We start from the raw sequence: 24,745 nt of genomic DNA, 5'->3' as shown, positions 1-24,745 counted from the left end.
CGGGGCATCCGTCGCGGCGGCAGGCCGTATCCTCCCAAGCCCGGTTCACGCTGCCATCGGCGCCCTTCAGGGGGCATGCCATGGCGACGGGCCGGACTCCGTCTTGTTGGGCTCCGTCGAAGCGGAACCTTCGCCCTCCAAGGATTATCCAAGGAGTGTGCTTGTGCGAAAGCAATAGCCCCTATGGCGAGGGGGCCCAATGACCTACATCAATAAAGTCGCCAAGCTATTGTTGCAGCTGGGTTACTGGGATCGTTTCGGTGCAGTGAGCAGCCGCAGCATAACCGAAACTTGCGCGGACGCGGACGAGAAAAGCGGACCCGCCGGCAGAACTGCCACCATTGCGCGCTGCGGTATGGAGGAACCGGGACAGGAGGCCCAGGACAGGAGGCGGGGGCGGCTGCTCACTCCGCCGCGGCGCTGCAATGGCAGCGCTGCTCGACCAGCGGCACGCTGACGGCGAAGACGGTGCCGCGCCCCACCTGCGACCGCACGGTGACGGGATGATCGAGCATCTGGGACATGCGGCGGACAATGGACAACCCCAGCCCCAGTCCCCGGCCGCTGTCGCGCTGGTCGGTGCCGCAGCGGTAGAAATCCTCGAAAATCGCCGCCATTTCCGCCTCGGCAATGCCGGGGCCGGTGTCCCACACCTCGATGGACAGGCGGAACCCGCCATCGGCGTCGGACCGGCGCCGGCAGCCCAGCAGGATCCGTCCCTCCGTGGTGTAGCGCAGGGCGTTGACCAGCAGGTTGCGGACCATCCGCTCCAGCAGGATCGGATCGCTCTGCACCCGGGCGGAACAGTCGACGGTCCGCAGCTGGAGCCCGCGGTCGATCGCCTGATCGCCGATCTCGACCGACAGCCGGGCGAGGATGTCCTGGACATCGAATTCCGCGACCCGCGGCTTGACGTTGCCGACCTCCAGCGCGGAGGTGTCGAGCAAGGTGGACAGCAGCGTGTTGCCGGCGGTCAGCGCCTCCCCCAGCTTGTTCGCCACCTCCACCTGCTGAGGATCGTCCAGCTTGCTCATCAGGATGTGGTGGAACAGGCTCATCGCCTGGAAAGGCTGGCGGAGATCGTGGCTGGCGGCGGCCAGGAAGCGGCTCTTCGCCTGATTGGCCCGCTCCGCATCGGCATGGGCGCGGGACAGCGCCTCCCGGATCTCGACCGATTCCGTCATGTCGATGGCGGCGCAGACGACGCCGGCCACCGCCCCGGTTTCGTCGCGCATCGGCTCCACCGACAGGTCGAGCACCCGCCGGCTGCCGCCATAGGTCACCTCCAGCTCGCACCGGGTGCCGATGCCGCTTTCGATCACGGACCGCTTGATGGCCGACATCCGCGCCGCCTCGTCCGCCGGGAACAGCTCGGCATCGGTCCGGCCGATCATCCGCTCCGGATGCAGGTCGGTGCGCGGGCAATAGATCCACAGATGCCTCAGGTTACAGTCCTGGCTGAACAGCGTGACCTTGGAATAGCGTAGCGCCAGCCGGAAGCGTTCCTCGCTCTCGCGCAGGGCGCGGGCCATGGCGGCACGGGCACGCGCCTCGGTCCGCAGCAGGCGCTTGGTGCGCGCTTCCCGCAGGACATAGGCCGCGACGCCCGCGGTCAGGAGAATCCCGCCGATCAGCATGGTCCAGGCCAACCGGTCGTCCGCGCTGAACAGTCGCGCCGCGTCCGGCAGCACATAGAGCCGCCACACACGCCCGGCGAAGGCGATGTCGCGGACGATGGCATGCGGCGCCGCGTCTCCCGTCAGCTGCTCGACGGTGAGGGGATCGACCGGCGGATGGGGCAGCTCTCCGGGACGGCCGATCGCCCCTTCGGCGGCCAGCATCCGTGGCACGCCCATATCCGGCCGGACCGGCGGCTCCAGAAGATAGACGTCGCCGATGGAAAGGCCGACCCGGCGCACCGCATCCCGCAGCAACTGCCCGATGTCGAAACTGGTCCACAGGAAACCGGTGAGCAGATCGCAGACGATGGGTTCGACCAGCCGGCCCGGATCGTCTTCGACTTCGCGGGTATAGACCGGCAGGTAGAGCAGCACGGAATTCTCGCCCAAATTCGCCCGTAACAGCTCGCCTTCGGCCGCGACCAGACGATTGGCGGCGCAGGACCGCACCAGCACGTCGCGCTGGCCGGGAAGACTGGCCATGTCGAGGCCGATCAGTCCGGCCGCGGATTGTGGTTCGGCCAGCACGTTGACGAACCGGTCGGCTGCCATCCCGGTGGTGTCGTATTCGGGACGGCTTCCGTATTCCGGACCGCTTCCCCCATCGGCATTGCGAACCGCGAACGAGGTGTAGCCGGCCGAGTGCATCGCCCGCTCAAGCAGCGGCACGTTCCGTTCGGAAATCCGCCGCGCCCAGGCAACCGCCCGCAGATTGGGATAAAGCGGCAGCAGCGGTTCGGCCGCCGATGCGAAGCTCGCATCCGTCACCGGGGCGGGGCCGGCCAACGGACCGCTGAGCGCACGCAGCAGCACGCTCTGATGCTCGAAGCTCGCCTTCAACTCGTCGTGGAGCTGGATCGCCTGACGGTCGGCCAGGGCATGTTCGGCTTGGCTTGTCGCGCTGCGGACCAGCAGAAAGGCCGAAAGCGACAGGAACAGCCCGGCGATGATGATCACCGGCAGCGCTGCCGTCCTTCCCCCCGCCCGATATCGCCGGTTCATCCGAACGCCCTCCACCCAACCCGTTCGAACAGTCGCTGCTCAAACCGGATCATAGCGAAAGAAAAGCATAATTGGGTATGTTAAAGTTCATCATCAAACCAAAGGAAGAGTTCACTCCACCGATTGGAGGAGAAGAATGGGCTTGCCTTGCGAATAAACGTCGCAACCTTGTTGCATTTCGCCGCATCCCCCGCCTCTGTTTCAGGAATGTCACTGCACTGCAGCAGGGGGCGAAAGATGCGACACTATATATTCGACACGCTTTTCCGGAAGGCCCAATTTCCAAACTTGATCTTTGTTATCAAAGGGGATCATGCCCGAGCAGGCGGACGACGGCGGCACGCAGGGCGAGCGGCGCGACCGGCTTGTGCAGCAGAGGGTATCCGGACAACCGCGCCTCGCGCAGGCGCTTGGGATCGGTATCGCCGGTCAGGATCATGCCGGGCACGGGACGGTCGAACAGCTTGGCGATCTGCCGGATGGCGACGATGCCGTTGGCCGCTCCCTTCAGCCGCAGATCGGAGATGACGAGGTCGAAGGGCTCCGGGACCGGACCGATCCGTTCGACGGCCATGTCGTAGGACTCGGCCCCGACGACGCTGCACCCCCATTGCCCCAGCAGCGCCTCCAGTGCGGCCAGCACCATGGGGTCGTCCTCGATCACCAGGATGCGGGTGCGGCTGATGTCGGCGGTGCTGCTGTCCGGCGCCGGGGCCGCGACGGCCTCCGCCCGGCCGGAGGCATCGGTCGCGTCGGCGCCCGTTTCGACCGACAGGGGAACCACGACGGCGATGACGGTGCCCCGCCCCTCCTCGGCGCAGACTTCCAGCCCAAGGCCGAGCTTCCGCGCAAGGCCGCGCACCAGGGTCAGGTCCAGCCCCAGCGTTCCCGCCCCTTCGCCGGCCGGCTTCGCCAGTTCCGCCCGCAGGGAGGCCAGACGTTGCGGCGACAGGCCACGGCCGCTATCCCACAACTCGATGCGCAGACGGTCGCCGCGCGTGCGGCAGCCCAGCAGCACGCGGCCCCGGATCGTCCCGCGCAGGGCATTGGCAACCAGGCCATGCAGCAGACGTTCGAGCAAAGCGGAATCGGTCCGCACCATGGCGGAACAGGGCATCACGGTGAAACGCAGCCCACGGTCGGCAAAGCGCGGCGCCACCTCCAGCGCGAGGCGCATCAGCACGCCGTTGACCGCGTGGGTGCGGATGTCCGGCTCGGTGAGGCCGCTTTCCAGACGGACAAGGTCGAAATGGCCGTCGACCATGCTGCGCATCGATTCCACCGCCTGGGCCATCGAGCGCAGCAGGTCGCGATCCTGCCGGCCATCAAGCCTGCCACCCAACCTGCCATCGAGCGTGCCGATCAGCAGGGACAGCGCCGCCAAAGGCTGGCGCAGGTCATGGCTCGCGGCGGCGAAAAGGCGCCCGGCGGGATCGCTCATCGGCGAGGCGGCAACCTTGCGGGAATTCGATGACGAAGGCGAACCGTGGAACCGCCACACCACGCCGCCGCCGGCAAGCGGCAGGACCGTGTGCTCCGGCATTACGCCCGTTGGACTCAAGCCCGTTTCCGCGCCGGAGGAGAGGTGGGCGCACAGTTCCTCGGCCGACAGACCGGCGATCAGGCGGCCGGCGAGCGCGGGCAGGTCCGCTGCCGCGGGCGTCCAATCGACCAGCAGTCCGTTGGCTCCGAACACCAGAATGGCCGGCACAGCACCGCCGGCGTCGTCTTGGCTGCCGTTCACGGTCACACCTGCATCCCATGCCTCATGCTCCGATAGGACTCAACACTATGGAAGGCGCGGCCCGTTGCAAAGCCCGCCATTCGGCAGACTTCACGCGAAGATCATAACGGTATCCTCAATCAAACCTTTCGTTGCTTTTTCGACAAATCCACAAAACTGATTCAACAGTCAGCCTCTCCTGTTACAATTCGACAAATATTCGATGACCTTCCAAGCCGGGCCTTCAGTGTTTTTTAGGAATGGCCCGCAATGATGGTGGAATGGATTGCGACGCGCAGACTTGTGCCGAAGGTGGGCACGACAGGGCCGAGGCCGGGAAATTCCCGTCGATCGATCCGCTGCTGTTCGCCATGCTGCAACTAGCGGACGCCGTCGCCCTCTTCAAAGCGCACACCGATTGCACCGGCGCGCTGACGGACCTGGAATGGCAGTCGGTCAACCCGGCGGCGGAGCGGCTGCTGGGCGTCGCTCCGCTGACCGGCAAGCGGCTGCGCGGGGGTGGCACTGATGCCGCCTGCCCCGGACTGTTCGCCGCATTGGCCGATGCCCTGCATGGCCCGGTGGAGCGCACCGTCGCCGCCCGGCGCGGGACGACGCCGGTGCGCTGGCGGGTTGCGGCCGGACCGGCCCCCGGCGGCCTGTGCGCCATCCTGACCGATCTCGGCCCCGAGAACCCGTCCGTGGCGGAGGCGCTGGCCGAAAGCCTGACCGCGGCGCTGGAACACAGCGCCGAGAGCTTCGCCCTGTTCGATCACGCGGACCGTCTGGTCCACGCCAACGGCCGACTGAAGAAGGACCTGCCTGCCCTGGCCGACCGGCTGGTTCCCGGCGTGCCGTTCGAGGAGTTGGCCCGCGGCTTCGCCCTGGCCGATCCGCGCCTGACCACCGATGAGGAGCGTGCGGTCTGGATGACGGCGCGTCTGGAGCGCCATCGCCGCCAGGAGCCGCCGGTGGTGGTGCCGCTGCCCGATGGGCGCTGGCTGCTCAGCCGCGAACATGCGGTGCCGGGCGGCGTCCTGGTCCATTACACCGACGTCACCACGCTGAAGCTGAACGAGGAACGGCTGCGCATCCGTGAGACGGAGGCACGCGCCGCCCGAGCGGAAGCGGAAAGCGCCAGCCGCGCCAAGAGCGCCTTCCTGGCCCAGATGAGCCACGAGCTACGCACGCCGCTGAATGCGGTGCTGGGCTTCTCGGAAATGCTGCTGTCGGAGCCGTTCGGGCCGCTGGGCAATCCACGTTACCGCAGCTATGCCGGCGACATCCGCGATGCAGGCACCCACCTGCTGGCGCTGATCGACGACATTCTGGAGCTGTCGCGCCTGGACAGCGGCGGGATGCCGCTGGCGGAGGACGGAGTGGATCTGGACACGCTGTCGCTGCGGGTCGTTTCCGCCCTGCAGGAGGCGGCGGCGGAAGGCGACGTCCGCATGCGCCGGGAGGTGCCGGCCGGCCTGCCCCTGCTGCGGGGCGACGCCCAGGCGCTGATCCAGATGCTGACCAACCTGCTGTCGAACGCCGTCACCCACACCCGTCCTGGCGGCGAAGTGGTGTTGACCGTGAATCTCATGCCCGACGGCGGGCTCGGGCTGATGGTGGCCGACACCGGCGTCGGCATTCCGACCGCCGACCTTCCGCACATCCTCCACCCCTTCGAACCGTCGGACTCCACCATCGCCCGCAACTCCCGCGGGACCGGGCTGGGGCTGCCGATCGTCAAGCGGCTGGTTGAGATGCATGGCGGACGGCTGGAGCTGACCAGCCAGCCGGGGGTCGGTACCGCGGCGGTGCTGGTCTTCCCCGCCGAGCGCAGCCTGCCGCGCGACCGCTGCCGTCCGGCCCCCCTGCCCCCGGTCATTCTGCCAAGCTGACTGGGGCGGCCTGATTGGGGTGGCTTGATCGCGACCAGCCATATTTTTGCCCCTTGGCGGCGACGCGCCGACCGGTCATTGTGGGGCCATGTTCCCCACCCGTTCCTATTTCGATGGTGGCACCGCGCCATGAGCGACGATTTTGCCATTCCGGTATCCGACAGCGACTCCGGTCTCCCGGCCGGGGGTGCTCCGCCGATCTTCCGTGGCGTGCGGCGGGCGCTGGCGCTGCGCGGCTATGCGACCCTGACCGAATTCCGGCTGGCGAGCGGCCGGCGGGCCGACGTGCTGGCCATCGACGAAGCCGGCAGCATTCTGATCGTCGAAGTGAAGAGCGGCGTTCCCGATTTCCGCTCCGATCAGAAATGGCAGGAGTATCGCGACTGGTGCGACGCCTTCTATTTTGCCGTCGACGACGGGTTCCCGACCGAACTGATCCCGGAGGATTGCGGGCTGATGGTTGCCGACGCCTATGGCGCGGAGGTCCTGCGCGAGGCGCCGATCGCCAAGCTGGCCGCCGCCCGCCGCAAGACCCTGCTGCTGCGCGCCGCGATGACCGGCGCCGGGCGCCTGCACCGGATCGAGGATCCGATGTTCACCCAGGCCTCGCCCACGGTGTGATCCCGCCGCTCCCCTGACCTTACCGGTGCGCCAGGGCGCGAAACCGGGTAGAGTGGGCGATCGTATCAACCAGGGAGAGCGGATCGGCATGACGGCGGACCGGACGGGCGGAGCACAGCCCTTGCAGATCCTGCTGGCGGAGGACGAAACGGTCACCCGCCTTGCCGCCCGCGTCCTGCTGGAACGTGCCGGCCATCGGGTGGTGGCGGTGGAGGATGGCCCGGCCGCCGTCGCGGCGGCTGCGCAGGGCGGCTTCGACCTGATCCTGATGGATCTGGACCTGCCCGGCCTGCCCGGCGACGAGGCGGTCCGCGCCATCCGCCGGCAGCCGAACGGCGCCGCTCCGCGCATTCTCATGCTGACCGCCAGCGCCACCGCGCAAGGACGCGCCCGCTGCACCGACAGCGGCGCCGACGGCATGCTGACCAAGCCGCTGCGGCTGGACGCCTTGTCCTCCATGCCGGGAGACGGGCCACAAGCCGCACCACCGTCGACCGGGCCGGCCTTCGACAAGGGGGCGATCAGAACAATGCGGGAGATGCTGCCCGCCGTCCGCGCCGCCGAACTGCTCGACCGGACGGCTGCGGTTCTGGACCAGCATGGGCAGGCGCTGGCCGCGGCGCTGAAGGCGGGGGACCGGGCAACGGCCGGGGCGATAGCCCACAAGATCGCCGGCGTGTCGGGCCAATATGGCTGTCTGGCCTTGCGTCGGGCGGCCCGTGCCCTGGAAGCGGGCCTGGAGCAGCCGGGCGCCGATCAGGCGCTGTTGGCCGAGGAACTGGCCGGCACGCTGGCGCCGGCCATCGGGTTCCTGAAGCGGAGCGCCGCCGCGACGCGGGACTGAGCCCGGCCGCCCGCGGCTGCCCGCGGCGGCTGCCGTCAGCCCCGCTCGCCCGGCGACACGGCGACGCAGTGGTGACCGTGCTTGGTTAGAACGGCGCAGGCCTTGCGGGCGTCCTTCTCGTCCAGTCCGGTCAGGCGGGCACGGTAGACGGTCTCCTTGCCGGTCTTCGCCTGCACGACACTGGGCTTGGCCGTCCGCAGCAGGAACGGCGCCTGCTTGACGGCTTGGCTCACCGCCTTGTTGCCGGCCGCCTTGCTGGAGAAGGCGCCGACCTGGACGCCCCAGTGCGAAGAGGCGCTGCCGCGGCTCGCCTTCTCTTCCTTCGGAGCCGCGACCGGGATCGCCGCCGTCTGCAGGGAAGCGCGAACCGGCTTGGCCTTCACCACCGGCTCTTCATCGTCATCCCCCTCGCCGTCGATGGCGTCGGAGCGCGTGGTGTCGAGGCTCGCCACCACCGGCGCGTCCTCGTTGCCCCGGCTGGGCCGGCCGAAGGCTTGATCGAGCAGGGCCGCCATCTTGTTGTCGCGCGACACGGCCGACTTGCCGCCCAGCACAACGCCGACCAGACGGCGCCCGTCCCGCACCGCCGACGCGGCGAGGTTGAAGCCGGATGCCACAGTGTAGCCGGTTTTGATTCCGTCCATCCCTTCGTAGCGGGACATCAGGTGATTGTGGTTGGCCAGGGTGCGGCCGCCATATGCGAAGTTGCGGCGGCTGAAATACGGGTAGTACTTGGCATGGTCGCGCATCAGCGCGCGGGACAGCATCGCGTAGTCGCGGGCGGTCGTCACCTGCTCCATGTTCGGCAGGCCGGAGGCGTTGCGGTAGACGGTGTGGCGCATGCCGATTTCACGGGCCTTGCGGGTCATCATCTCGGCAAAGCGCGACTCGGTGCCGCCCAGCGCCTCCGCCAGCACCACCGCGGCGTCGTTGGCCGACTTGGTGACGAGGCCGAGGATCGCCGTCTCCACCTTCAGGGTCTGGCCGGCGCGCAGGCCCAGCTTGGTCGGCGACATGCTCTCTGCCCAGGACGAGACCGGCAACTGCTGGTCGAGGGTCAGGCGACCGTCATCCAGCGCGTCGAAAGTCAGGTACAGGGTCATCATCTTGGTCAGGGACGCCGGATAGGTGATCGCATCGGCATCCTGATCGATCAGCACCTGCCCGGTCCGGGCATCGACGACGATGGCCGCGGCCTTTGCCGCCAGCGCCTCGGCGGCGGACAGGCCGGACCCGGCGGCCACCATGCCCAGCAGCGCGGCGGCCGCGAACAAATGGCGACCCACACCCGCCGAACTCCGCCCCCCGTTCGTGTCCGCCGCGCGAAAGGCGAACGGAAACAATCCGTTACGAACGGTGCTGCGCGTTACACTCATGATGGCCCCGCCAACCGCTAGATACTGGTGCTTGGTTCAATGGTAAATTCGTGCGAAATCAGTGTCTAGCATGAATTCGTTAATTTACTGCTTTGGCTTTTCGCAGTTTCTGTGGCCAAAATTGCGGGTCCTGCATGACGAGGGAAAGGAACGGCGGACACGGCACAGCGGAAGGGTTACGGCAGGGGGCAGACGGGTTACCGGCGCCATCCGACAGGCCGAAGCCCGCCATCCGGGGCTTGCCGCAGCGCCCTTTCTTCTCCACCTACCAGGGGCCGCAGACGCGAGGCAAGCGACAATGAGTCGTGGTCATCAAAGAACCGTTCCGGCCACTCTTTTCCGCCATGGCCTGGCCCGTCGTTTCGCGCGGGGGGCGATGGCGGCGGCCATGGCCGCCTCCCTGCTGGCGCTCGCCGGCTGCGGCTCGGTGGGACCGACCGACAATCCGCTGGCGCGCAAGCTGACCTGGTTCAGCTATCTCAACGGCGACGATCTGCGGTCGCGCTGCGGCAAGGACGGCGCCGACCGCTTCCGCCTGATCTTCAACGCCGACTATAATCGGCACGTGCGCACCTATGACGTCGTCGGCGATCCCGACCGCGGCGGCGCCGCGGTGGAGGCGCATGTGATCGAGGCGACCGACCTCGCCCGCATGACGCTGACCGACCCGTTCTCCGCGGCGCGCGGCCGCACGGCGACCCTGCAGCTGACCGCGGCGCAATATGACAACTTCATCGGCCGCCTGCGCGACGATGGGGCGTTCGACCCGCCTCCCCAGGGGCTGCGGCTGCCGTCCAACGGTTTTTATTGGCTGATCAACGGCTGCCGTGCCGGACAGTGGTTCTTCACCGCCTTTCCCTACCCATCCAGCCACTTCACCGACGCCCGTTTCCCCGAGCTTCTGCGCGGCCTCGACCCGACCGGCGTCGCCTTCCCCGGCCTGCCGGACCCCGACGACGCGCCACGCACCCTGCCCTCCTCCGGCCAACTGGCCGACGGCGGGGTGTTCTTCGAGATTCAGGTCGGCCGGGATGGATTGGGCAACTACGGGCTGGTTGGCCCGACCGCCCCCTTCGGGGCGCTGCTGCTGAGCGCCCTTCCGGGGAACTGATCGCCAGTCGGGCCGCCGCCCGTCAGACCGCCTCTTCGGCCGGTTGGCGCGGACGCATCTCTTCCGGGACCAGCGTCTCGACCCAGGGGCCGTCCGGCATGCGGCGGGCCAGTTCCGTCAGGTTGCGGTTCCACCACTGGCGCTGTTCGCTGAGATCATCATAGTCGTAGTTCGACTGGCGCCAGCTGCGCGACTCCGCATGGTAGGACACCATGTCGATGGGGAAGCCGACGTCGTTGGTGGAGAAGCGGGTGCTGTCGAAGGACAGATAGGCCAGCTTCAGCGCCGTCTGCATGTCGGTGCCGTAGGTCAGCGCGCGATCCAGGATCGGCTTGCCGTAGGCGGTGGCGCCGATCGACAGGTAGGGCGTGCGTTCGTCCACCTCGATCCAGTTGCCCTCCGGATAGACCAGGAACATGGAGGGTTCGCGGTCCTCGGCAAGCTGGCCGCCGATGATGGCGTGCAGGTTGAAGTGCAGCTTGGACGCCTCCAGCGACTCCCGATCCTCCGCGGCGACCTGCCGCAGGCAGGCGGTGAAGGCCGACACCGCATCCAGCATGGTGGCATAGGCCTCGCCCCGGCGCTTCTGCATGTCGCGGCGCAGATAGGCCAGCGTCTTGTCGCGGACGCTGCGCAGGCCGGAGTTCATGATGAAGAAGCGGTCGCCGCCGCTGCCCATCATCGTCACCTTGCGGGCCGACGACAGTTGCGATCCGCTGGTGATCCGGCCGTCCGACAGACCGATCAGGCCGTCGCGGGTCTTGATGCCAAGGCAATAGGTCATGGTCGAAATGGTCCCGAAGATGCGGCCTGACGAAGGGATGGCCCGACGCGCCGCGTCCAAGCGCCGCACCTGACCAATGGCCGAGGCGAATCCCCTCCACGGCCACGCTACACTTGTCCCAGCGCCGGTAAAGTCTTCGTTAAGGACAGTCTCCGTCGAAGACTTGCCGCCGCTTCCGCGACCGCCGCCTCCGTCCACAACGAAGGCGGCTATGGCGTCACAGGAATTTCACGCTTTCGGGGTAAGGTCGGCACAACGGAGTACGCCGCATACCCGCCGAACGGACTGTTGACACCGCGCAGTGCTTAGCCCATAAAACCCTTATATTGCAGTGCAGCATTTTTCGGGACTGACCCGCGGTCGCCTGGAAAACCGTGACAACGGCTGCACAACGTAAAAACGCAACGCACACCGCTGCCGGCCGGCTCCGCGCCACGCTTTGCGGCGGGCCCACTCTCCATACGCCGGCATCAGCCAGGAAGGAACGCGCGTCATGAACCAGTTTACGCCGAAGTCGCTCGAGAACGTCGCCGCCCAGGCCAAGGAGCAGTACGAAGGTTTGGTGAAGGCCGGTCAGGAGCAGACGGTCAAGCAGTTCGAGCAGACCGCGACCGCCGCCAAGGAGCAGTTCGAGAAGACTGCCGCCCAGCTGCTGAAGAGCTATGAGGACCTGCAGGCCACCGGCAAGGCCAATGTCGAGGCGCTGATCGCCAGCAGCACCATCGCCGCCAAGGGCGCCGAGGATCTGGGCCGCGAGGTCGTCGCCTATGGCCAGTCGGCGCTGGACAAGTCCATCACCACCGGCAAGGCCCTGCTAACCGCCAAGTCGCTGCAGGAAGTGGTTGAGCTGCAGAACGATTTCCTGAAGTCGAGCTTCGACGCGATGCTGGCCGAGACCAGCCGCCTGCAGGAGCTGACCACCAAGGTCACCAACGAGGCGCTGGCCCCGCTGAACGCCCGCGTCACCGCGACGGTGGAGACCTTCTCCAAGCCGATCGCCGCCTGATCGGCCCGATTGGACGAGACCTGAAGGCCGGGGTTCAGCCCTGGACCCCGGCCCCGCAGACGGCCCGGCAACCACCACACGGTTGCCGGGCCGTTTTGCGTTCCAGGTTCCGTCCGATGCACGCCGACGGCTTTTGTGCAGTGCACAATACCCATTGACTCCGCGCCCGAATTTCCCTACATTCCGCTCATGCTGCGGTGCAGCATATCTCGGGCGCCCGGTCCTTCGGGGTCCGAGGGCCTCAACCCACTCCGCGCCCGGTTGCCGCATCGTCGGGGCCGCGCGGTTGACCCCTGAGAGAGCGCGAGGAGCATAGCCATGTCCGACCAGATCGCCGCCGTCACCAAGTCCGTCGAAGACGCCATCGCCACCGCCAAGCAGAACCTGGAAGGCCTCGTGAAGGCCCAGCAGGAGCAGATGGAAAAGGCCTCCGCCCAGGTGATGAAGGGCTATGAGGAGCTGACCGCCCTCACCAAGGGGAACGTCGACGCCTTCGTGCAGTCCGGCACCGTCGTTGCCAAGGGCGCGGAAGAGGCCGGCAAGCAGGTCGCCGCCTTCACCCAATCCTCGTTGGAGAAGAGCGTGTCGAACGCCAAGTCCATGCTGGCGGTGAAGACGATCCAGGAACTGGTCGAACTGCAGAAGGCCTACACCAAGGCCAGCCTCGACGCCTTCGTGTCCGAGAGCACCAAGCTGCAGGAGCTGACCGTCAAGGTCGCCAACGAGGCGCTGGCTCCGCTGAGCGCCCGCGTCAACGCCACGGTCGAGGTCCTGTCGAAGAAGCAGGTCGCCGCCTGACCGGCGCCCACGGGCCGGGATTTGATCCTCCCGGCTTGATCGGCGGGCATCCTATGCCCACCTGACCGACCGCATCGCAGCGGCCCGGCATCCCGCACAGGGGTGCCGGGCCGTTTTGCGTCCGGAAGCCCCCTGCCCTGGCCCCATGTTCTGGCGATACCGCACAAAGACTTAGGGTTTCCCGCCGATTGCAGCCCAACCGGAAGGGGTGTCTCCTATTTTGGGGTATCGGACGGCCGACCGGACCAAAGGAGGGTCTGCCAAATGGAGGGAGACCGAAAACGGCCCCTTCCCACCGCGCCCGAAATGACCATATCATTCACAGTGACAGTGCATCGCGATGACATTCGACTGGGACCATGGCCGACTCTGACAAGCAGGGCAACGACGGCACGAACAGCGGCGTGGTCGTAAAGGCCAAGCCAAAGACCAAAAAGCCGTCGATGTATAAGGTCTTGATGTTGAACGACGATTATACTCCGATGGAGTTCGTCGTTCTCGTTCTCGAACGCTTCTTCAGCAAATCGCGGGAGGAAGCGACCCAGATCATGCTGCATGTGCACCGGCGGGGTGTGGGGTTGTGCGGCGTGTTCACCTACGAGGTGGCGGAGACGAAAGTCACGCAGGTGATGGACTTTGCGCGCCAGCACCAGCATCCGCTGCAATGCACGTTAGAAAAGGATTAGACCCACACATGCTGTCGCGTAACCTGGAACAGACGCTGCACCGAGCCCTGGCCCACGCGAACGAGCGCAGGCATGAATACGCGACGCTCGAACATCTTCTGCTCGCGTTGACCGAAGACTCCGATGCTACCGCCGTCTTGCGCGCTTGCGGGATCGACCTCGACCGTCTGCGCGCGGAACTGTCGGATTACCTCGACAACGAACTGGCGAACCTTATCACGAACAGGCCTGATGATGCCAAGCCGACGGCTGGTTTCCAACGGGTTCTGCAGCGTGCGGCCATCCACGTCCAGTCGTCGGGACGTGAGGAGGTGACGGGAGCAAATGTGCTCGTTGCCTTGTTCTCTGAACGCGAGAGCCACGCGGTCTATTTCCTGCAGGAGCAGGAGATGACCAGGTTCGACGCGGTCAACTACATCTCTCACGGAATCGCGAAGGCTCCGGGCCGCTCGGAAACAAAGCGTGTCTCGGGCGCTGACGACGAGGCGGCGGCGGAGAAGGTCGTGAAAAAAGGCAGCGAAGCGCTAGAGGCGTATTGTGTCAACCTGAACAAGAAGGCGTCCGGCGGGAAGATCGATCCGCTGATCGGCCGGGAGCAGGAGGTCGAACGGACCATCCAGATCCTGTGCCGGCGGTCGAAGAACAACCCGCTCTACGTCGGCGACCCCGGTGTGGGCAAGACCGCCATCGCCGAGGGCCTCGCCCGCCGCATCGTCCAGCAGGAAGTGCCGGAGGTGCTGCGCAACGCCACCATCTTCGCGCTCGACATGGGCTCGCTGCTGGCCGGCACCCGCTATCGCGGCGATTTCGAGGAGCGGCTGAAGGCCGTCGTGTCGGAGCTTGAGGCGACGGAGGGGGCGATCCTCTTCATCGACGAGATCCACACGGTGATCGGCGCCGGCGCCACCTCGGGCGGTGCAATGGATGCCTCGAACCTGCTGAAGCCGGCGCTGGCGTCGGGTTCGCTGCGCTGCATCGGCTCGACCACCTACAAGGAATACCGCAGCTACTTCGAGAAGGACCGGGCGCTGGTCCGCCGCTTCCAGAAGATCGACGTCAACGAGCCGTCGGTCGAGGATGCGATCAAGATCCTGCAAGGCCTGAAGCCCTACTACGAGAAGCACCACAAGGTCACCTACACCAACGACGCCATCCGCGTCGCGGTGGAGCTGTCGGCCAAGTATATCGGCGACCGCAAGCTGCCCGACAAAGCCATCGACATCATCGACGAGGTCGGTGCGGCGCAGATGCTGCTGCCGGAGAACAAGCGTCGCAAGAAGATCGGCGTGAAGGACGTGGAGGCGGTGGTCGCCAAGATCGCCCGCATCCCGCCGAAGTCGGTCAGCCGCGACGACAAGGAAACGTTGCTGAACCTTGAGCGCGACCTGAAGACCATGGTCTTCGGCCAGAACAAGGCGATCGACGCGCTGGTCTCCGCAATCAAGCTGGCCCGTGCCGGCCTGCGCGAGCCGGAGAAGCCTATCGGCAACTACCTGTTCACCGGCCCCACCGGTGTCGGCAAGACCGAGGTGGCCCGCCAGCTCGCCATGACGCTGGGCATCGAGCTGACCCGCTTCGACATGTCCGAGTATATGGAGCGGCACACGGTGTCGCGCCTGATCGGCGCCCCGCCGGGCTATGTCGGCTTCGACCAGGGCGGCATGCTGACCGACGCCATCGACCAGCACCCGCACTGCGTCCTGCTGCTGGACGAGATCGAGAAGGCCCATCCGGATCTGTTCAACATCCTGTTGCAGATCATGGACCACGGCAAGCTGACCGATCACAACGGCAAGATCGTCGATTTCCGCAACGTCATCCTGATCATGACCTCGAACGCCGGAGCCGCCGACATGGCCAAGCCCGCCATCGGCTTTGAGCGTGACCGCCGGGTCGGCGAGGACATCGAAGCGGTCGAGAAGATGTTCACGCCGGAGTTCCGCAACCGTCTCGACGCGATCATCCCGTTCGCGCCGCTGACGCAGGAGGTCATCAACCGCGTCGTCGACAAGTTCATCATGCAGATGGAAGCGCAGTTGGAAGACCGCGGCGTGTCCATCGAGCTGAACGAAGAGGCGCGCGAGTGGCTGGGCAAGAAGGGCTACGACCCGCTCTATGGCGCCCGCCCGCTTGGCCGCGTGATCCAGGAGTACATCAAGAAGCCGCTGGCGGAAGAGTTGCTGTTCGGCAAGCTCAGCAAGGGCGGTCTGGTCAAGGTCACCGTCAAGGACGACAAGCCGGCCTTCGACTATGCCGAAGGCAACCGGCCGAAGCGCACCTCCGGCGACGATGACGAGGAGATGGTGTCGGAGATGGTCGAGTAACCTCGGCCCGTCCGTTCCATATCGTAAAAAAGGGGGCCGTCCGCGGTCCCCTTTTTCGTTGTGCCGCCGACGGATGCGCTCTTTTGCATCGCCTCGTCACCGCGCGATACTTTTGCGCGACTGCCGGACTGCGCTATGGTCGCGGCATGACCGATCCCGTCGCCATGCAGTCCGCCGCTGCGCCCGCCCTTCCCCACTCCGCCGACGCGCAGGCTCCCCTGATGCCCGCGCCCGACGCGTTGCGCATCGCCTTCGCCTGCGCCGACACGGAGGAGGCGCGGGCCGCCCGCACCCGGCTGGTCCACCGCTACGGCAACGCCACCGCGGACGAGGCCGACGTGATCGTCGCGCTGGGCGGCGACGGCTTCCTGCTGGAAACCCTTCACCGCGCGCTGACGCGCAACCGCCAACGGCCGACGCCGGTCTACGGCATGAATCGCGGCTCGGTCGGCTTCCTGCTGAATGTCTACCGCGAGGAGGATCTGGCCGAGCGCATCGTCGCGTCCCAGCATGTCAACCTGCACCCGCTGCGCATGGTGGCCACACGGGTGAACGGCGAACGGGTGGAGGCGCTGGGCATCAACGAGGTGTCGCTTCTGCGCGAGACGCGGCAGGCGGCGAAGCTGCGCATCACCATCGACGGGGTGGTCCGGCTGCCGGAGCTGATCTGCGACGGCGCGTTGGTGGCGACGCCGGCCGGCAGCACCGCCTACAACCTGTCGGCCCATGGTCCGATCGTGCCGCTGAACGCCGGCGTGCTGGCCCTGACCCCGATCAGCGCCTTCCGCCCGCGGCGCTGGCGCGGCGCCCTGCTTCCCCATGCCGCCCGCATCTGCTTCGACGTGCTGGAGGAAACCAAGCGCCCGGTCAGCGCCGTCGCCGACTTCACCGAAGTGCGCGAGGTCCTGCGGGTCGAGGTACAGGAATGCCGCGACGTCGGCCTGACCCTGCTGTTCGACCCTGAGCTGAACTTCGAGGAACGCATCCTGAAGGAACAGTTCGCGCCCTGACCCACCCTTACGCCCGTCTGGCCACCCAGACGGCGGTCAGGTCGTCGCGCAGCGGCAGGTTGGTGCGGGCATAGAAGCTGTCCATCATCGGGCGCAGCGGACGCTGGCGGTCGCGGGCCAGCCCGTCGCGGACGAAGTCGGGCACCGCGTCCTGCCCCAGCGGGCCGCACTCCTCACCACCGCATTCGATTAGGGCGTCGCTGTACAGGAACAGGAAGCCGCCACGCGGCAGGCGATGGCTCTGATCGACATACTGCGCCCGGCGCGAGGCGCCCAGCACCAGCCCCGCCGAATCGAGCAGGCGGATGTCCGGTGCGTTTCCCCTTGTGGCGGACGGCGTTCCCAGAACCGGGTTGGGCGAACCCGCCGCGGCGAAGGTCAGCGTGTCGATGGCAAGGTCGAGGATGCCGAAGAAGGCGGTGGCGAACTGCCCCGTCGGCAGCACGTCCTTCAGGGCGGCGTTCAACTGCACCAGCCATTGCGACGGCGCCATGTGCTGCATCGGGAAACGGTCGATCAGCGTGTGCAGGCGGAAGGTGTTGATCGCCGCGGTGATGCCGTGCCCCGCGAAATCGACCATCAGCAGCCCCAGCCGCCGGTCGCCCAACGGGTAGAGGCCCCAGAAATCGCCGCCCAGTTCCGACGACGTCTCGAAATGCGCATCCAGCGTCAGGCCATAGCGGTCGGCCACCTCGGCCAGCCGGCGGTTCTCCGGCAGAAGCGAGGTCTGCATGGCGCGGGCATGCGACAGCTCGCGCTGGACCCGCTCGCGGAAGGCGGCAAGGTCGCCGAACAGCTTGCGCTTCTCCAACTGGTGGCGAACGCGGGCCACGCATTCGCCCGGCTTGATCGGCTTGGAGATGAAGTCGCTGCCGCCGGCCTCGAAACAGCGCACCTGCTCCTCGTCGCTGTCCAGCGCGGTCTGGAACAGCACTGGAAGCTCTTCGTGGGTGGCGTTGCGGCGCAGCGCCTCGCACATCTGCCAGCCGTTCATCACCGGCATGTCGACGTCGAGCAGGACGAGGTCGGGGCGGAAGCGGTCGACGGCCGCCAGCCCTTCCCGGCCGTTCTCGGCGAAGGCGATGTCGGTGATGCCGGCGCGGCGGATCACCAGGGCAAGGGATTTGCGGTTGAATTCGTTGTCGTCGACGATCAGGACACGGCAGTCCGACAACGACAGGGCGGGCCCGGCCATGGACGCTCCGTCAGCGCTCGAACTGCAGGACGGTGCAGCGCCCGCCATCGGTCACCGTCACCCGTGAGGCCAGCGTGCGCATGAAGACGAAGCCGCGGCCCGAACGCGCCTTGTTGCCGCTGACGGCCGGAGCCAGTTCGGTGTCGAATCCGCCGCCCTGGTCCACCACCGCGATGGCGATGCTGCGCTCGTTCCAGCGGCAGAAGATGTCCAGCCGCCGCCGCACCACGGCGGGATCGCCCAGCCGGTCGCGCATCATCTCGCTGAAGCGGCGGTAGCCGCCGGGCTCCCCCTTCACCGCACTGGAAAGGCCGAGGTTGCCGTGGACGATGGCGTTGGCGACCGCCTCGTGCAGGCAGAGTTCCACGTTGGAGCGGCGTTGCGGATCGAGCGCGCCGCGCCGCACCAGCTCGTCGCAGACCAGCACCGGGCATTGCAGGCCATAGGCGGTACCGGTGGTCAGCGACAGATAGAATCCGGGCAGGTCCGGATGGTCCGCCGCCAGCGCGCCCGACCAGTCGTCCAGCAGGGCCGCCGCCTCGTCGACACCCTCACCCAGCTCTACCGTCAGGAACGGGCCGCGGTCGAAGGCGGCGCGCAGCCGGTCGCGGTCCGCCCGGTCCATCAGCAGCGTTTCCACCACATTTTCGCTCGGCCGCTCGCCTGAGCGCTCCCCCGGCCGCGCGTCCGGCGACGCCGAACCGTCGCCCGGCTGCTGGTCCGTTCCGCAGAAGCGCGCAAGGACGCGGGCGGCCATGTCGGCAGGCACCCGGTCGCGCAGCAGGCTGAAGCCACGCAAAGCCGCTTCGGCCGGAAGCTCGGCCCTACGGTCGTGATGAGCGGCGTCCATGCGGCAAACTCCCATCGGACGGAAACCGGCAGGCGGGCGGGATCGGATCGCTCCGTCCCGCGGTTCGAATTCGGCCGCTCAGGGCTCGATGGTGATGATCTCGCTCAGCCGCGCGAGTTCGATCGACCGCCTGACGTCTCCCGCCGGGCCGCGAATGACCATCTTCATTTCACGGCTCTCGGCCTCTTCCTGGAGGATCAGCAACATGCCGAGACCGGCGGAGTCGACGAACTCCAGCACAGACAGGTCGAGGACGAAGCGCCGTGTGCTGGTCTGCCCCAAAAGGTCCACCAGTTCGTGCAGCTTGTCATGGTCGGTGAACTCCAGGCGGCCGGTCAGCCTGACTTCGGTCGCATCGCCTGTATTGGTCGTCTTGAAATCCATAAATCCCCTCAACCGGTCCGCAGCCTTGGCCGCATCCATACGAATGCGCGCGAAACCCAGGCACATTGCTTATGCACAGTAGTGCATTCCGTCGCCTTGTCTCAAGTGTCGATACTGCGGTTGCGCAGTATTTCCCGGAACTGCGACATTGCTTCGATGGCCAGCCTCGGGATTCACCCCCATGGACGGGTTGTACGCAACGGAGTAGAACATATCCGGGAAGGCACGCGCGCCGCGTGCCGAACCGGCATCGCCGGCTCAAAGATACACCAGTCGCGGACGTCCACCGCCGGGCCCCGCCCAGTCCGCACGCCCGTCCAACCGCCCTTACCAAGAACCTCCGGAACGGCAACGCATGACCAGGATCGCTGAGGCGTGGCGTCGTGTCCCGACGGTATCGGCCAAGTTCCTTCTGATCCTCGTGCCGAGTCTGGTGGTGGCCGTCTCGCTGTGCTCTGCCCTGTTCTATTACGACCGCTACAAGGATCTGCAGGCCGGGCTGCGGGAGAAGGTGGCGGCCATCGCCGACATCAACGCGGCGGCGTTGACCAACAGCCTGTGGACCTTCGACGTCCCGGCGATCCGCAACGTCATCCAGGCCATCGGCGCCAACCGCGAACTGGTCTGCGTCGAGGTCAGCGACGATCTGGCGGAGGGGCAATTCGTCTGGCCGGAATCAGACTGCCGGGCCGGCGGCGATACCCTTGTCGAGCGCCGGACGATCCGGGTGCAGAACCTCCAGGTCGGCACCCTCACGCTGCATTACAGCCAGGACGTCGTGCGCGAACAGCTGCGGCAGGAGGTGATGAACACCGCCGCACTGCTTCTGCTGATGCTGGCCGGCACCATCGCGGCGGCGCTGGCGGCGTTGCGGCTGACGGTCGGTCGGCCGCTGGGGCGGCTGATCGCCTCCATCCTGGAAGCGGAGCGCGGCGGCCACGAGCCGGTGGACTGGGGTGCCGCCGACGAGCTGGGTCGGGTGATCCAGGCCTACAACGCGATGCTCGCCCGGCTGGGACAGGAGGAGGCGGCCCTGCGCAAGAGCGAGCAGCGGCTGGCGCTGGCGATCACCGCGACCCGCTCCTCCGTCTGGGACTATGACCTGCACACCGGGCATTATTGGTGGTCGAAGGAGTTTCCCGCCCTGCTCGGCTATGGCTCCAGCGAATTGCCGATGACGGCGGAGACCTGGTCTTCGCTGCTGCACCCGGACGAGGCGGAACGGGTGATGGCCGAATCGCGGCGGCGCCTGCGCGATCACGCCATGGCCTACACCGCAGTCTACCGCATGCGGCGGCGCGACGGGCAATGGGCCTGGATCGAGGATCGCGCCACCGCCCAGCGCGACGCGAACGGCCGCGCGCTGCGCCTGACCGGAACCATGTCCGACGTCACCGAACGGGTGCGGGCGGAGCTGGATCTGGCGCATGAACGCAATGTGCTGCAGGTGACGCTGGACAACACCGACCAGGGGATCATCAAGGTCGACGGCGACGGGCGGGTGGTGACGGCCAACCGCCGCGCCGCGGAACTGCTGAACATCGCGCCGGAGGTGCTGTCGGGCAACCCGCGCTTCGCCGACATCGTGGCGATCCAGCGCCGCCAGGGCGAGTTCGGCGAGATGGGCGACGACCCCGACCTGTATCTGAGTTTCGGAACCGGCCTGGGGGGCGCCGGCATGGGGGGCGCGGGTATGGCGGCCACCGGAGCGGGGTCCGACGACGAGTTCGGGATCCCGCTGGGCGAGTCGGCAGGGATGATCGACCAGCCCTTCACCTTCAAGCGCCGCCGCCCCGACGGCCGCATCGTCGAGGTGCGCACCAACCCACTGCCGGAGGGCGGCTTCGTCCGCACCCTGACCGACGTGACGGTGGAGGCGCGCTCGGCCGAGGAGATCTTCAATGCGATGCAGGAGCTGGAACGCGCTTATGCCGACCTGAAGGAGACCCAGGCCAGTCTGGTCCAGGCGGAGAAGATGGCCTCGCTCGCCCTGCTGGTCGCTGGCGTCGCGCACGAGATCAACACCCCCATCGGCATCGCCTTCGGCTGCGCCACCCACCTGTCGGGACGGACTTCGACGCTGGCCGATGCGTTCGAAGGCGGAACGATGAAAAAGTCCGACCTCGCCGCCTATGTCGCCACCGCCGGCGAATCCTCCCGCCTGATCGAACAGAACCTGACCCGCGCGGCCGAGTTGATCCAGAGCTTCAAGCGCGTCGCCGTCGACCAGACCAGCGAGGAGCAGCGCCGCTTCGACCTGCTGGCCTATCTGGAGGAGGTGGTGACCTCGCTCGGCCCCACCCTGCGCAAGAGCCGCCACCGGGTTGCCATCGCCTGTTCGCCCGGCATCGTGATGGACAGCTTCCCCGGCGCGCTGAGCCAGGTGGTAACCAATCTGGTGATGAACGCGCTAACCCACGCCTTTCCGGCCGACAGCAAGGGGCACATGGTCATCGACGTGGACGAGACGGCGGACGGCGAGGTGGAGATCCGCTTCGCCGACGACGGCGTCGGCATCCCCACGGAGAACCTGCCGAAGGTGTTCGAGCCCTTCTTCACCACACGGCGCGGGTCGGGCGGCAGCGGGCTCGGGTTGCACATCGTCTTCAATCTGGTGACGCAGTCGCTGGGCGGGCGGATCTCGGTTGACAGCGTTCCCGGCGATGGAACTACCTTCACGCTGCGCATCCCGAAGACCGCAGCAACCGCTTCGTCCCCGACAACGACGCCCGTATCGCTGGAGAAGGAACCCGCATGAGCAGCGGCGCCTACGACAACGACGAGATTCTGTTCGCCGACGAAGAGGCGGACGGTGCCGCGGCCGGGCATGGTGCGGTGGCGGCGGCCCGTGCGGCCATCGTCGACCCGGCGGCACCGCCCTGGCCGATCCTGGTGGTCGACGACGAGTCCGACGTGCATTCCATGACCGGGCTGCTGCTGGCCGACGTCACCTTCCAGCGGCGGCGGCTGGACCTCATCAGCAGCTTCACCGCGGCGGACGCCCGCAACGTGCTGGAACACCGGCGCGACATCGCCGTGATCCTGCTGGACGTGGTGATGGAGGAGGACGATTCCGGCCTGAAGCTGGTGCGCTGGATCCGCGACGAACTGGGCAACCGCGATATCCGCATCATCCTGCGCACCGGCCAGCCGGGACAGGCGCCGCAGCGCGACGTGATCGTCGATTACGACATCAACGACTACAAGCCGAAGGCCGACCTGTCGGCCGAAAGCCTGTTCACCGCGGTGATCGCGGCCTTGCGCGCCTTCGACCAGATCCAGTCGATCGAAACCCGGGTGGCGGAGCGCACGCGCGAGCTGCGCGAGAGCCGCGAGCAGGCAGAAGAGGCGACCAGGGCCAAATCCGCCTTTCTCGCCACCATGAGCCACGAGATCCGCACGCCGATGAACGGGGTGCTGGGGATGCTGGGCCTGCTGGAACGGACCCGCCTGGACGAGCAGCAGCGCGACACCGTCGGCACCATGCGCGAATCGGCCAACGCCCTGCTGCGGATCATCGACGACATCCTGGACTTCTCGAAGATCGAAGCCGGGAAGATGGATCTGGAGCGGGTGGCAATGTCGGTGCCGGCCCTGGTCGAAGGGGTGGCGGAAACGCTGGCGCCCGCCGCCGGGGCCAAGGGGCTGACGCTGCTGACCTATGTGGACCCGGCGATTCCACAGGCGGTGCTGGGCGATCCGGTGCGGCTGCGCCAGATCCTGTTCAATCTGGCCGGCAACGCCATCAAGTTCACCGAAGCCGGCCGCGTCGTGCTGCGCACCGAACTGGAGCCGCCCGGCGCACAACACAGTGCGGCCGAGCCGATGCTGCGCATCGCCGTGTCCGATACCGGCATCGGCATCGCCGAGGCCTCGTGCCAGCGCCTGTTCCAGCCCTTCACCCAGGCCGAAAGCTCCACCACCCGGCGTTTCGGCGGCACCGGGCTGGGGCTGTCGATCAGCCGGCGGCTGGCGGCGCTGATGGGCGGCGAGATCGGGGTGGAGAGCAAGCCCGGCGAAGGCTCCACCTTCTGGCTGCGCCTGCCGATGGACCGCGCCGCCGGTCCGGCGTCGGCGGAGGACGGCCAGGACGCCATCGGGCTGGACGGGCTGACGGTTCTGCTGGGCGTGCCCGACGACATGGAGCGCGGCTTCCTCGCCCGCTATCTGGAGCAGGCCGGCGCCCGCGTGCTGCCCGCCGCCTCGCCGCCCGAACTGGCGGCCCAGGCCCGTATCGCGCGCGAGGCCGGCTGCGCCGTCGGGGTCGTCGCCATCGACGAGGCGCTGCACATCCCTGCCGCCGCCTGCGCACCGGAGGAGTTGGGCCGCCGCAGCGGCGAGGCCCGGCCGCCGGTGGTCCTGCTCTGCCACGAAACCGGTGGGAAGCCCGGTCCCGATTCCCTCCCCGGCACGCGGGGGGCGGAGCCGGGCACGATGGTGCTGAGCCGGCCGCTGCGCCGGCTGGTGCTGCTGCGCGCGGTGGCCATCGCCGCGGGTCGTCTGTGCCCTTCCCAGCCGGCGGCCCAAACCCACCTCCACCATTCCTCGACGGCACAGTCCCCGACCAAGGCCTGCCGCAGTACGGCCGGCCCTGCCAACGGCCAGGGAGCGCCCAGCGTCGAGGAGGCGATGGCCCAGGGGCGGCTGATCCTGGTCGCGGAAGACAATCCGGTGAACCGCAAGGTCCTGCAGATGCAGTTGCAGGCTCTGGGCTATGCCGCGGAGATGGCGCCGGGCGGGGCGGAGGCGCTGGCGGCGCTGGACGCCATGCGGCAGGGCCGGCGCCGCTACGCCATGCTGCTGACCGACGTGCAGATGCCGGAGATCGACGGGTTCGAACTGACCCGTCAGGTCCGCAGCGGCGAGGTGTCGGCCGGCGCGGGCAACCGCCTGCCCATCGTCGCCATCACCGCCAACGCCGCACCGGCCGACATCGAGAGCTACCGCGCCGCCGGCATGGACGATGTGCTGAGTAAGCCTCTGGAACTGTCGCAACTGGCGGTGACGCTCGCCCGCTGGATGCCGCCGGCCCCGGCCGATGCAGCCGTGGTGACGCCCTTGCCGGCACCAACGACGCCGACCACCGCCGGCAGCGACGCTTTGGTCGATCTCGGCACTCTGCGCGCGCTGTGCGGCGGCGATGCGGCGATGCTGGCGGAGCTGCTGAACGATTTCGTCACCATCGGCCGCGGCGTGCTTGCCGACCTTATGACAGCGCTCGGCAACGGCGACCGTGACTGGGTGCGGGCCTGCGCCCACAATCTGAAGGGCTCCTCCCGCAACGCCGGCGCCAAGCCGCTGGCGGAGGCGGCCCGCCTTCTGGAACAGGCCGCCACAGAAGGCGCTCCGCTCGACCGGCTGGCGGAAGCGGCCGACCGGCTGCGCGACAGCTTCGCCGCGACCTGCGGCGCCATCGAACAGGATCTCGCCGGAACGGAGCGGCTAAGGACATGAGCGATC

18 protein-coding genes are annotated in these 24,745 nt (G+C 67.5%); 11 read left to right on the top strand and 7 right to left on the bottom strand.

Annotation, left to right across the window (positions count from 1 at the left end; genetic code table 11):
- Positions 1–404: 404 nt before the first annotated feature.
- On the bottom strand, positions 405–2,681 hold the full coding sequence (locus M5E06_RS02390; RefSeq protein WP_252137014.1) for an ATP-binding protein: 2,277 nt from the start codon (positions 2,679–2,681) through the stop codon (positions 405–407).
- Positions 2,682–2,982: 301 nt separating this feature from the next.
- Positions 2,983–4,425, bottom strand: a complete 1,443-nt coding sequence (locus tag M5E06_RS02385) for a hybrid sensor histidine kinase/response regulator (RefSeq protein ID WP_252137013.1) — start codon at positions 4,423–4,425, stop codon at positions 2,983–2,985.
- 260 nt (positions 4,426–4,685) lie between these two features.
- On the opposite strand from M5E06_RS02385, the gene M5E06_RS02380 reads away from it, so the two are divergent.
- From M5E06_RS02380 to M5E06_RS02370, 3 genes are all read left to right on the top strand, one after another.
- Positions 4,686–6,296: a PAS domain-containing sensor histidine kinase gene (locus M5E06_RS02380; RefSeq protein WP_252137012.1), complete on the top strand. Its 1,611-nt coding sequence runs from the start codon at positions 4,686–4,688 to the stop codon at positions 6,294–6,296.
- A gap of 129 nt (positions 6,297–6,425) precedes the next feature.
- Positions 6,426–6,917 (top strand): MmcB family DNA repair protein, encoded by a 492-nt coding sequence (locus tag M5E06_RS02375; protein WP_252137011.1) that lies wholly within the window; start codon positions 6,426–6,428, stop codon positions 6,915–6,917.
- Between the two features lie 52 nt (positions 6,918–6,969).
- A complete protein-coding gene (locus M5E06_RS02370) occupies positions 6,970–7,761 on the top strand; it encodes a response regulator (RefSeq protein ID WP_252137010.1) in 792 nt (263 codons plus the stop codon).
- A gap of 35 nt (positions 7,762–7,796) precedes the next feature.
- Here the strand turns inward: M5E06_RS02370 and M5E06_RS02365 are convergent, their stop codons facing one another.
- Entirely contained in the window at positions 7,797–9,047 is a 1,251-nt protein-coding gene (locus tag M5E06_RS02365; RefSeq protein WP_109153723.1) for a D-alanyl-D-alanine carboxypeptidase family protein, read from the bottom strand.
- Between the two features lie 478 nt (positions 9,048–9,525).
- On the opposite strand from M5E06_RS02365, the gene M5E06_RS02360 reads away from it, so the two are divergent.
- Positions 9,526–10,248: a hypothetical protein gene (locus tag M5E06_RS02360; protein ID WP_252137009.1), complete on the top strand. Its 723-nt coding sequence runs from the start codon at positions 9,526–9,528 to the stop codon at positions 10,246–10,248.
- A 22-nt stretch (positions 10,249–10,270) separates the two neighbouring features.
- Here M5E06_RS02360 and M5E06_RS02355 read toward each other — a convergent pair whose 3' ends face one another.
- A complete protein-coding gene (locus M5E06_RS02355; protein WP_252137008.1) occupies positions 10,271–11,032 on the bottom strand; it encodes a proteasome-type protease in 762 nt (253 codons plus the stop codon).
- Positions 11,033–11,525: 493 nt separating this feature from the next.
- On the opposite strand from M5E06_RS02355, the gene M5E06_RS02350 reads away from it, so the two are divergent.
- The 5 genes from M5E06_RS02350 (at position 11,526) to M5E06_RS02330 (ending at position 16,856) form a co-directional block, all read left to right on the top strand.
- Complete coding sequence (locus M5E06_RS02350) at positions 11,526–12,038, top strand: phasin family protein (protein WP_252137007.1); 513 nt, start codon at positions 11,526–11,528, stop codon at positions 12,036–12,038.
- Positions 12,039–12,356: 318 nt separating this feature from the next.
- Complete coding sequence (locus M5E06_RS02345; protein ID WP_252137006.1) at positions 12,357–12,836, top strand: phasin family protein; 480 nt, start codon at positions 12,357–12,359, stop codon at positions 12,834–12,836.
- Positions 12,837–13,195: 359 nt separating this feature from the next.
- Positions 13,196–13,522, top strand: coding sequence for an ATP-dependent Clp protease adapter ClpS (clpS, locus tag M5E06_RS02340; protein WP_063633957.1), 327 nt, complete (start codon positions 13,196–13,198; stop codon positions 13,520–13,522).
- 8 nt (positions 13,523–13,530) lie between these two features.
- A complete protein-coding gene (clpA, locus tag M5E06_RS02335; protein ID WP_109075459.1) occupies positions 13,531–15,846 on the top strand; it encodes an ATP-dependent Clp protease ATP-binding subunit ClpA in 2,316 nt (771 codons plus the stop codon).
- A 221-nt stretch (positions 15,847–16,067) separates the two neighbouring features.
- Positions 16,068–16,856 carry an NAD kinase gene (locus tag M5E06_RS02330; protein WP_109153729.1) on the top strand — a complete coding sequence of 263 codons (789 nt, stop codon included), beginning with the start codon at positions 16,068–16,070 and terminating at the stop codon, positions 16,854–16,856.
- A gap of 7 nt (positions 16,857–16,863) precedes the next feature.
- On the opposite strand, the gene M5E06_RS02325 is transcribed toward M5E06_RS02330, so the two are convergent.
- The 3 genes from M5E06_RS02325 to M5E06_RS02315 form a co-directional block, all read right to left on the bottom strand.
- A complete protein-coding gene (locus tag M5E06_RS02325) occupies positions 16,864–18,051 on the bottom strand; it encodes a PP2C family protein-serine/threonine phosphatase (RefSeq protein WP_252137005.1) in 1,188 nt (395 codons plus the stop codon).
- Positions 18,052–18,061: 10 nt separating this feature from the next.
- Positions 18,062–18,901, bottom strand: coding sequence for an ATP-binding protein (locus tag M5E06_RS02320; protein ID WP_252137004.1), 840 nt, complete (start codon positions 18,899–18,901; stop codon positions 18,062–18,064).
- Between the two features lie 78 nt (positions 18,902–18,979).
- Positions 18,980–19,285 (bottom strand): STAS domain-containing protein, encoded by a 306-nt coding sequence (locus M5E06_RS02315; RefSeq protein ID WP_252137003.1) that lies wholly within the window; start codon positions 19,283–19,285, stop codon positions 18,980–18,982.
- Positions 19,286–19,640: 355 nt separating this feature from the next.
- On the opposite strand from M5E06_RS02315, the gene M5E06_RS02310 reads away from it, so the two are divergent.
- Both M5E06_RS02310 and M5E06_RS02305 read left to right on the top strand, forming a co-directional pair.
- Positions 19,641–22,043 (top strand): PAS domain-containing sensor histidine kinase, encoded by a 2,403-nt coding sequence (locus M5E06_RS02310; RefSeq protein WP_252137002.1) that lies wholly within the window; start codon positions 19,641–19,643, stop codon positions 22,041–22,043.
- Entirely contained in the window at positions 22,040–24,739 is a 2,700-nt protein-coding gene (locus M5E06_RS02305; protein WP_252137001.1) for a response regulator, read from the top strand. Before M5E06_RS02310 ends, M5E06_RS02305 begins: the two co-directional genes overlap by 4 nt.
- Positions 24,740–24,745 lie beyond the last annotated feature (6 nt).

The organism is Azospirillum sp. A1-3, from assembly GCF_023806445.1.
In the GTDB taxonomy this organism is placed as follows: Bacteria; Pseudomonadota; Alphaproteobacteria; order Azospirillales; family Azospirillaceae; genus Azospirillum.
The sequence above is the reverse complement of the archived record's forward strand: the minus strand, read 5'-3'. Positions and strand labels throughout refer to the sequence as shown.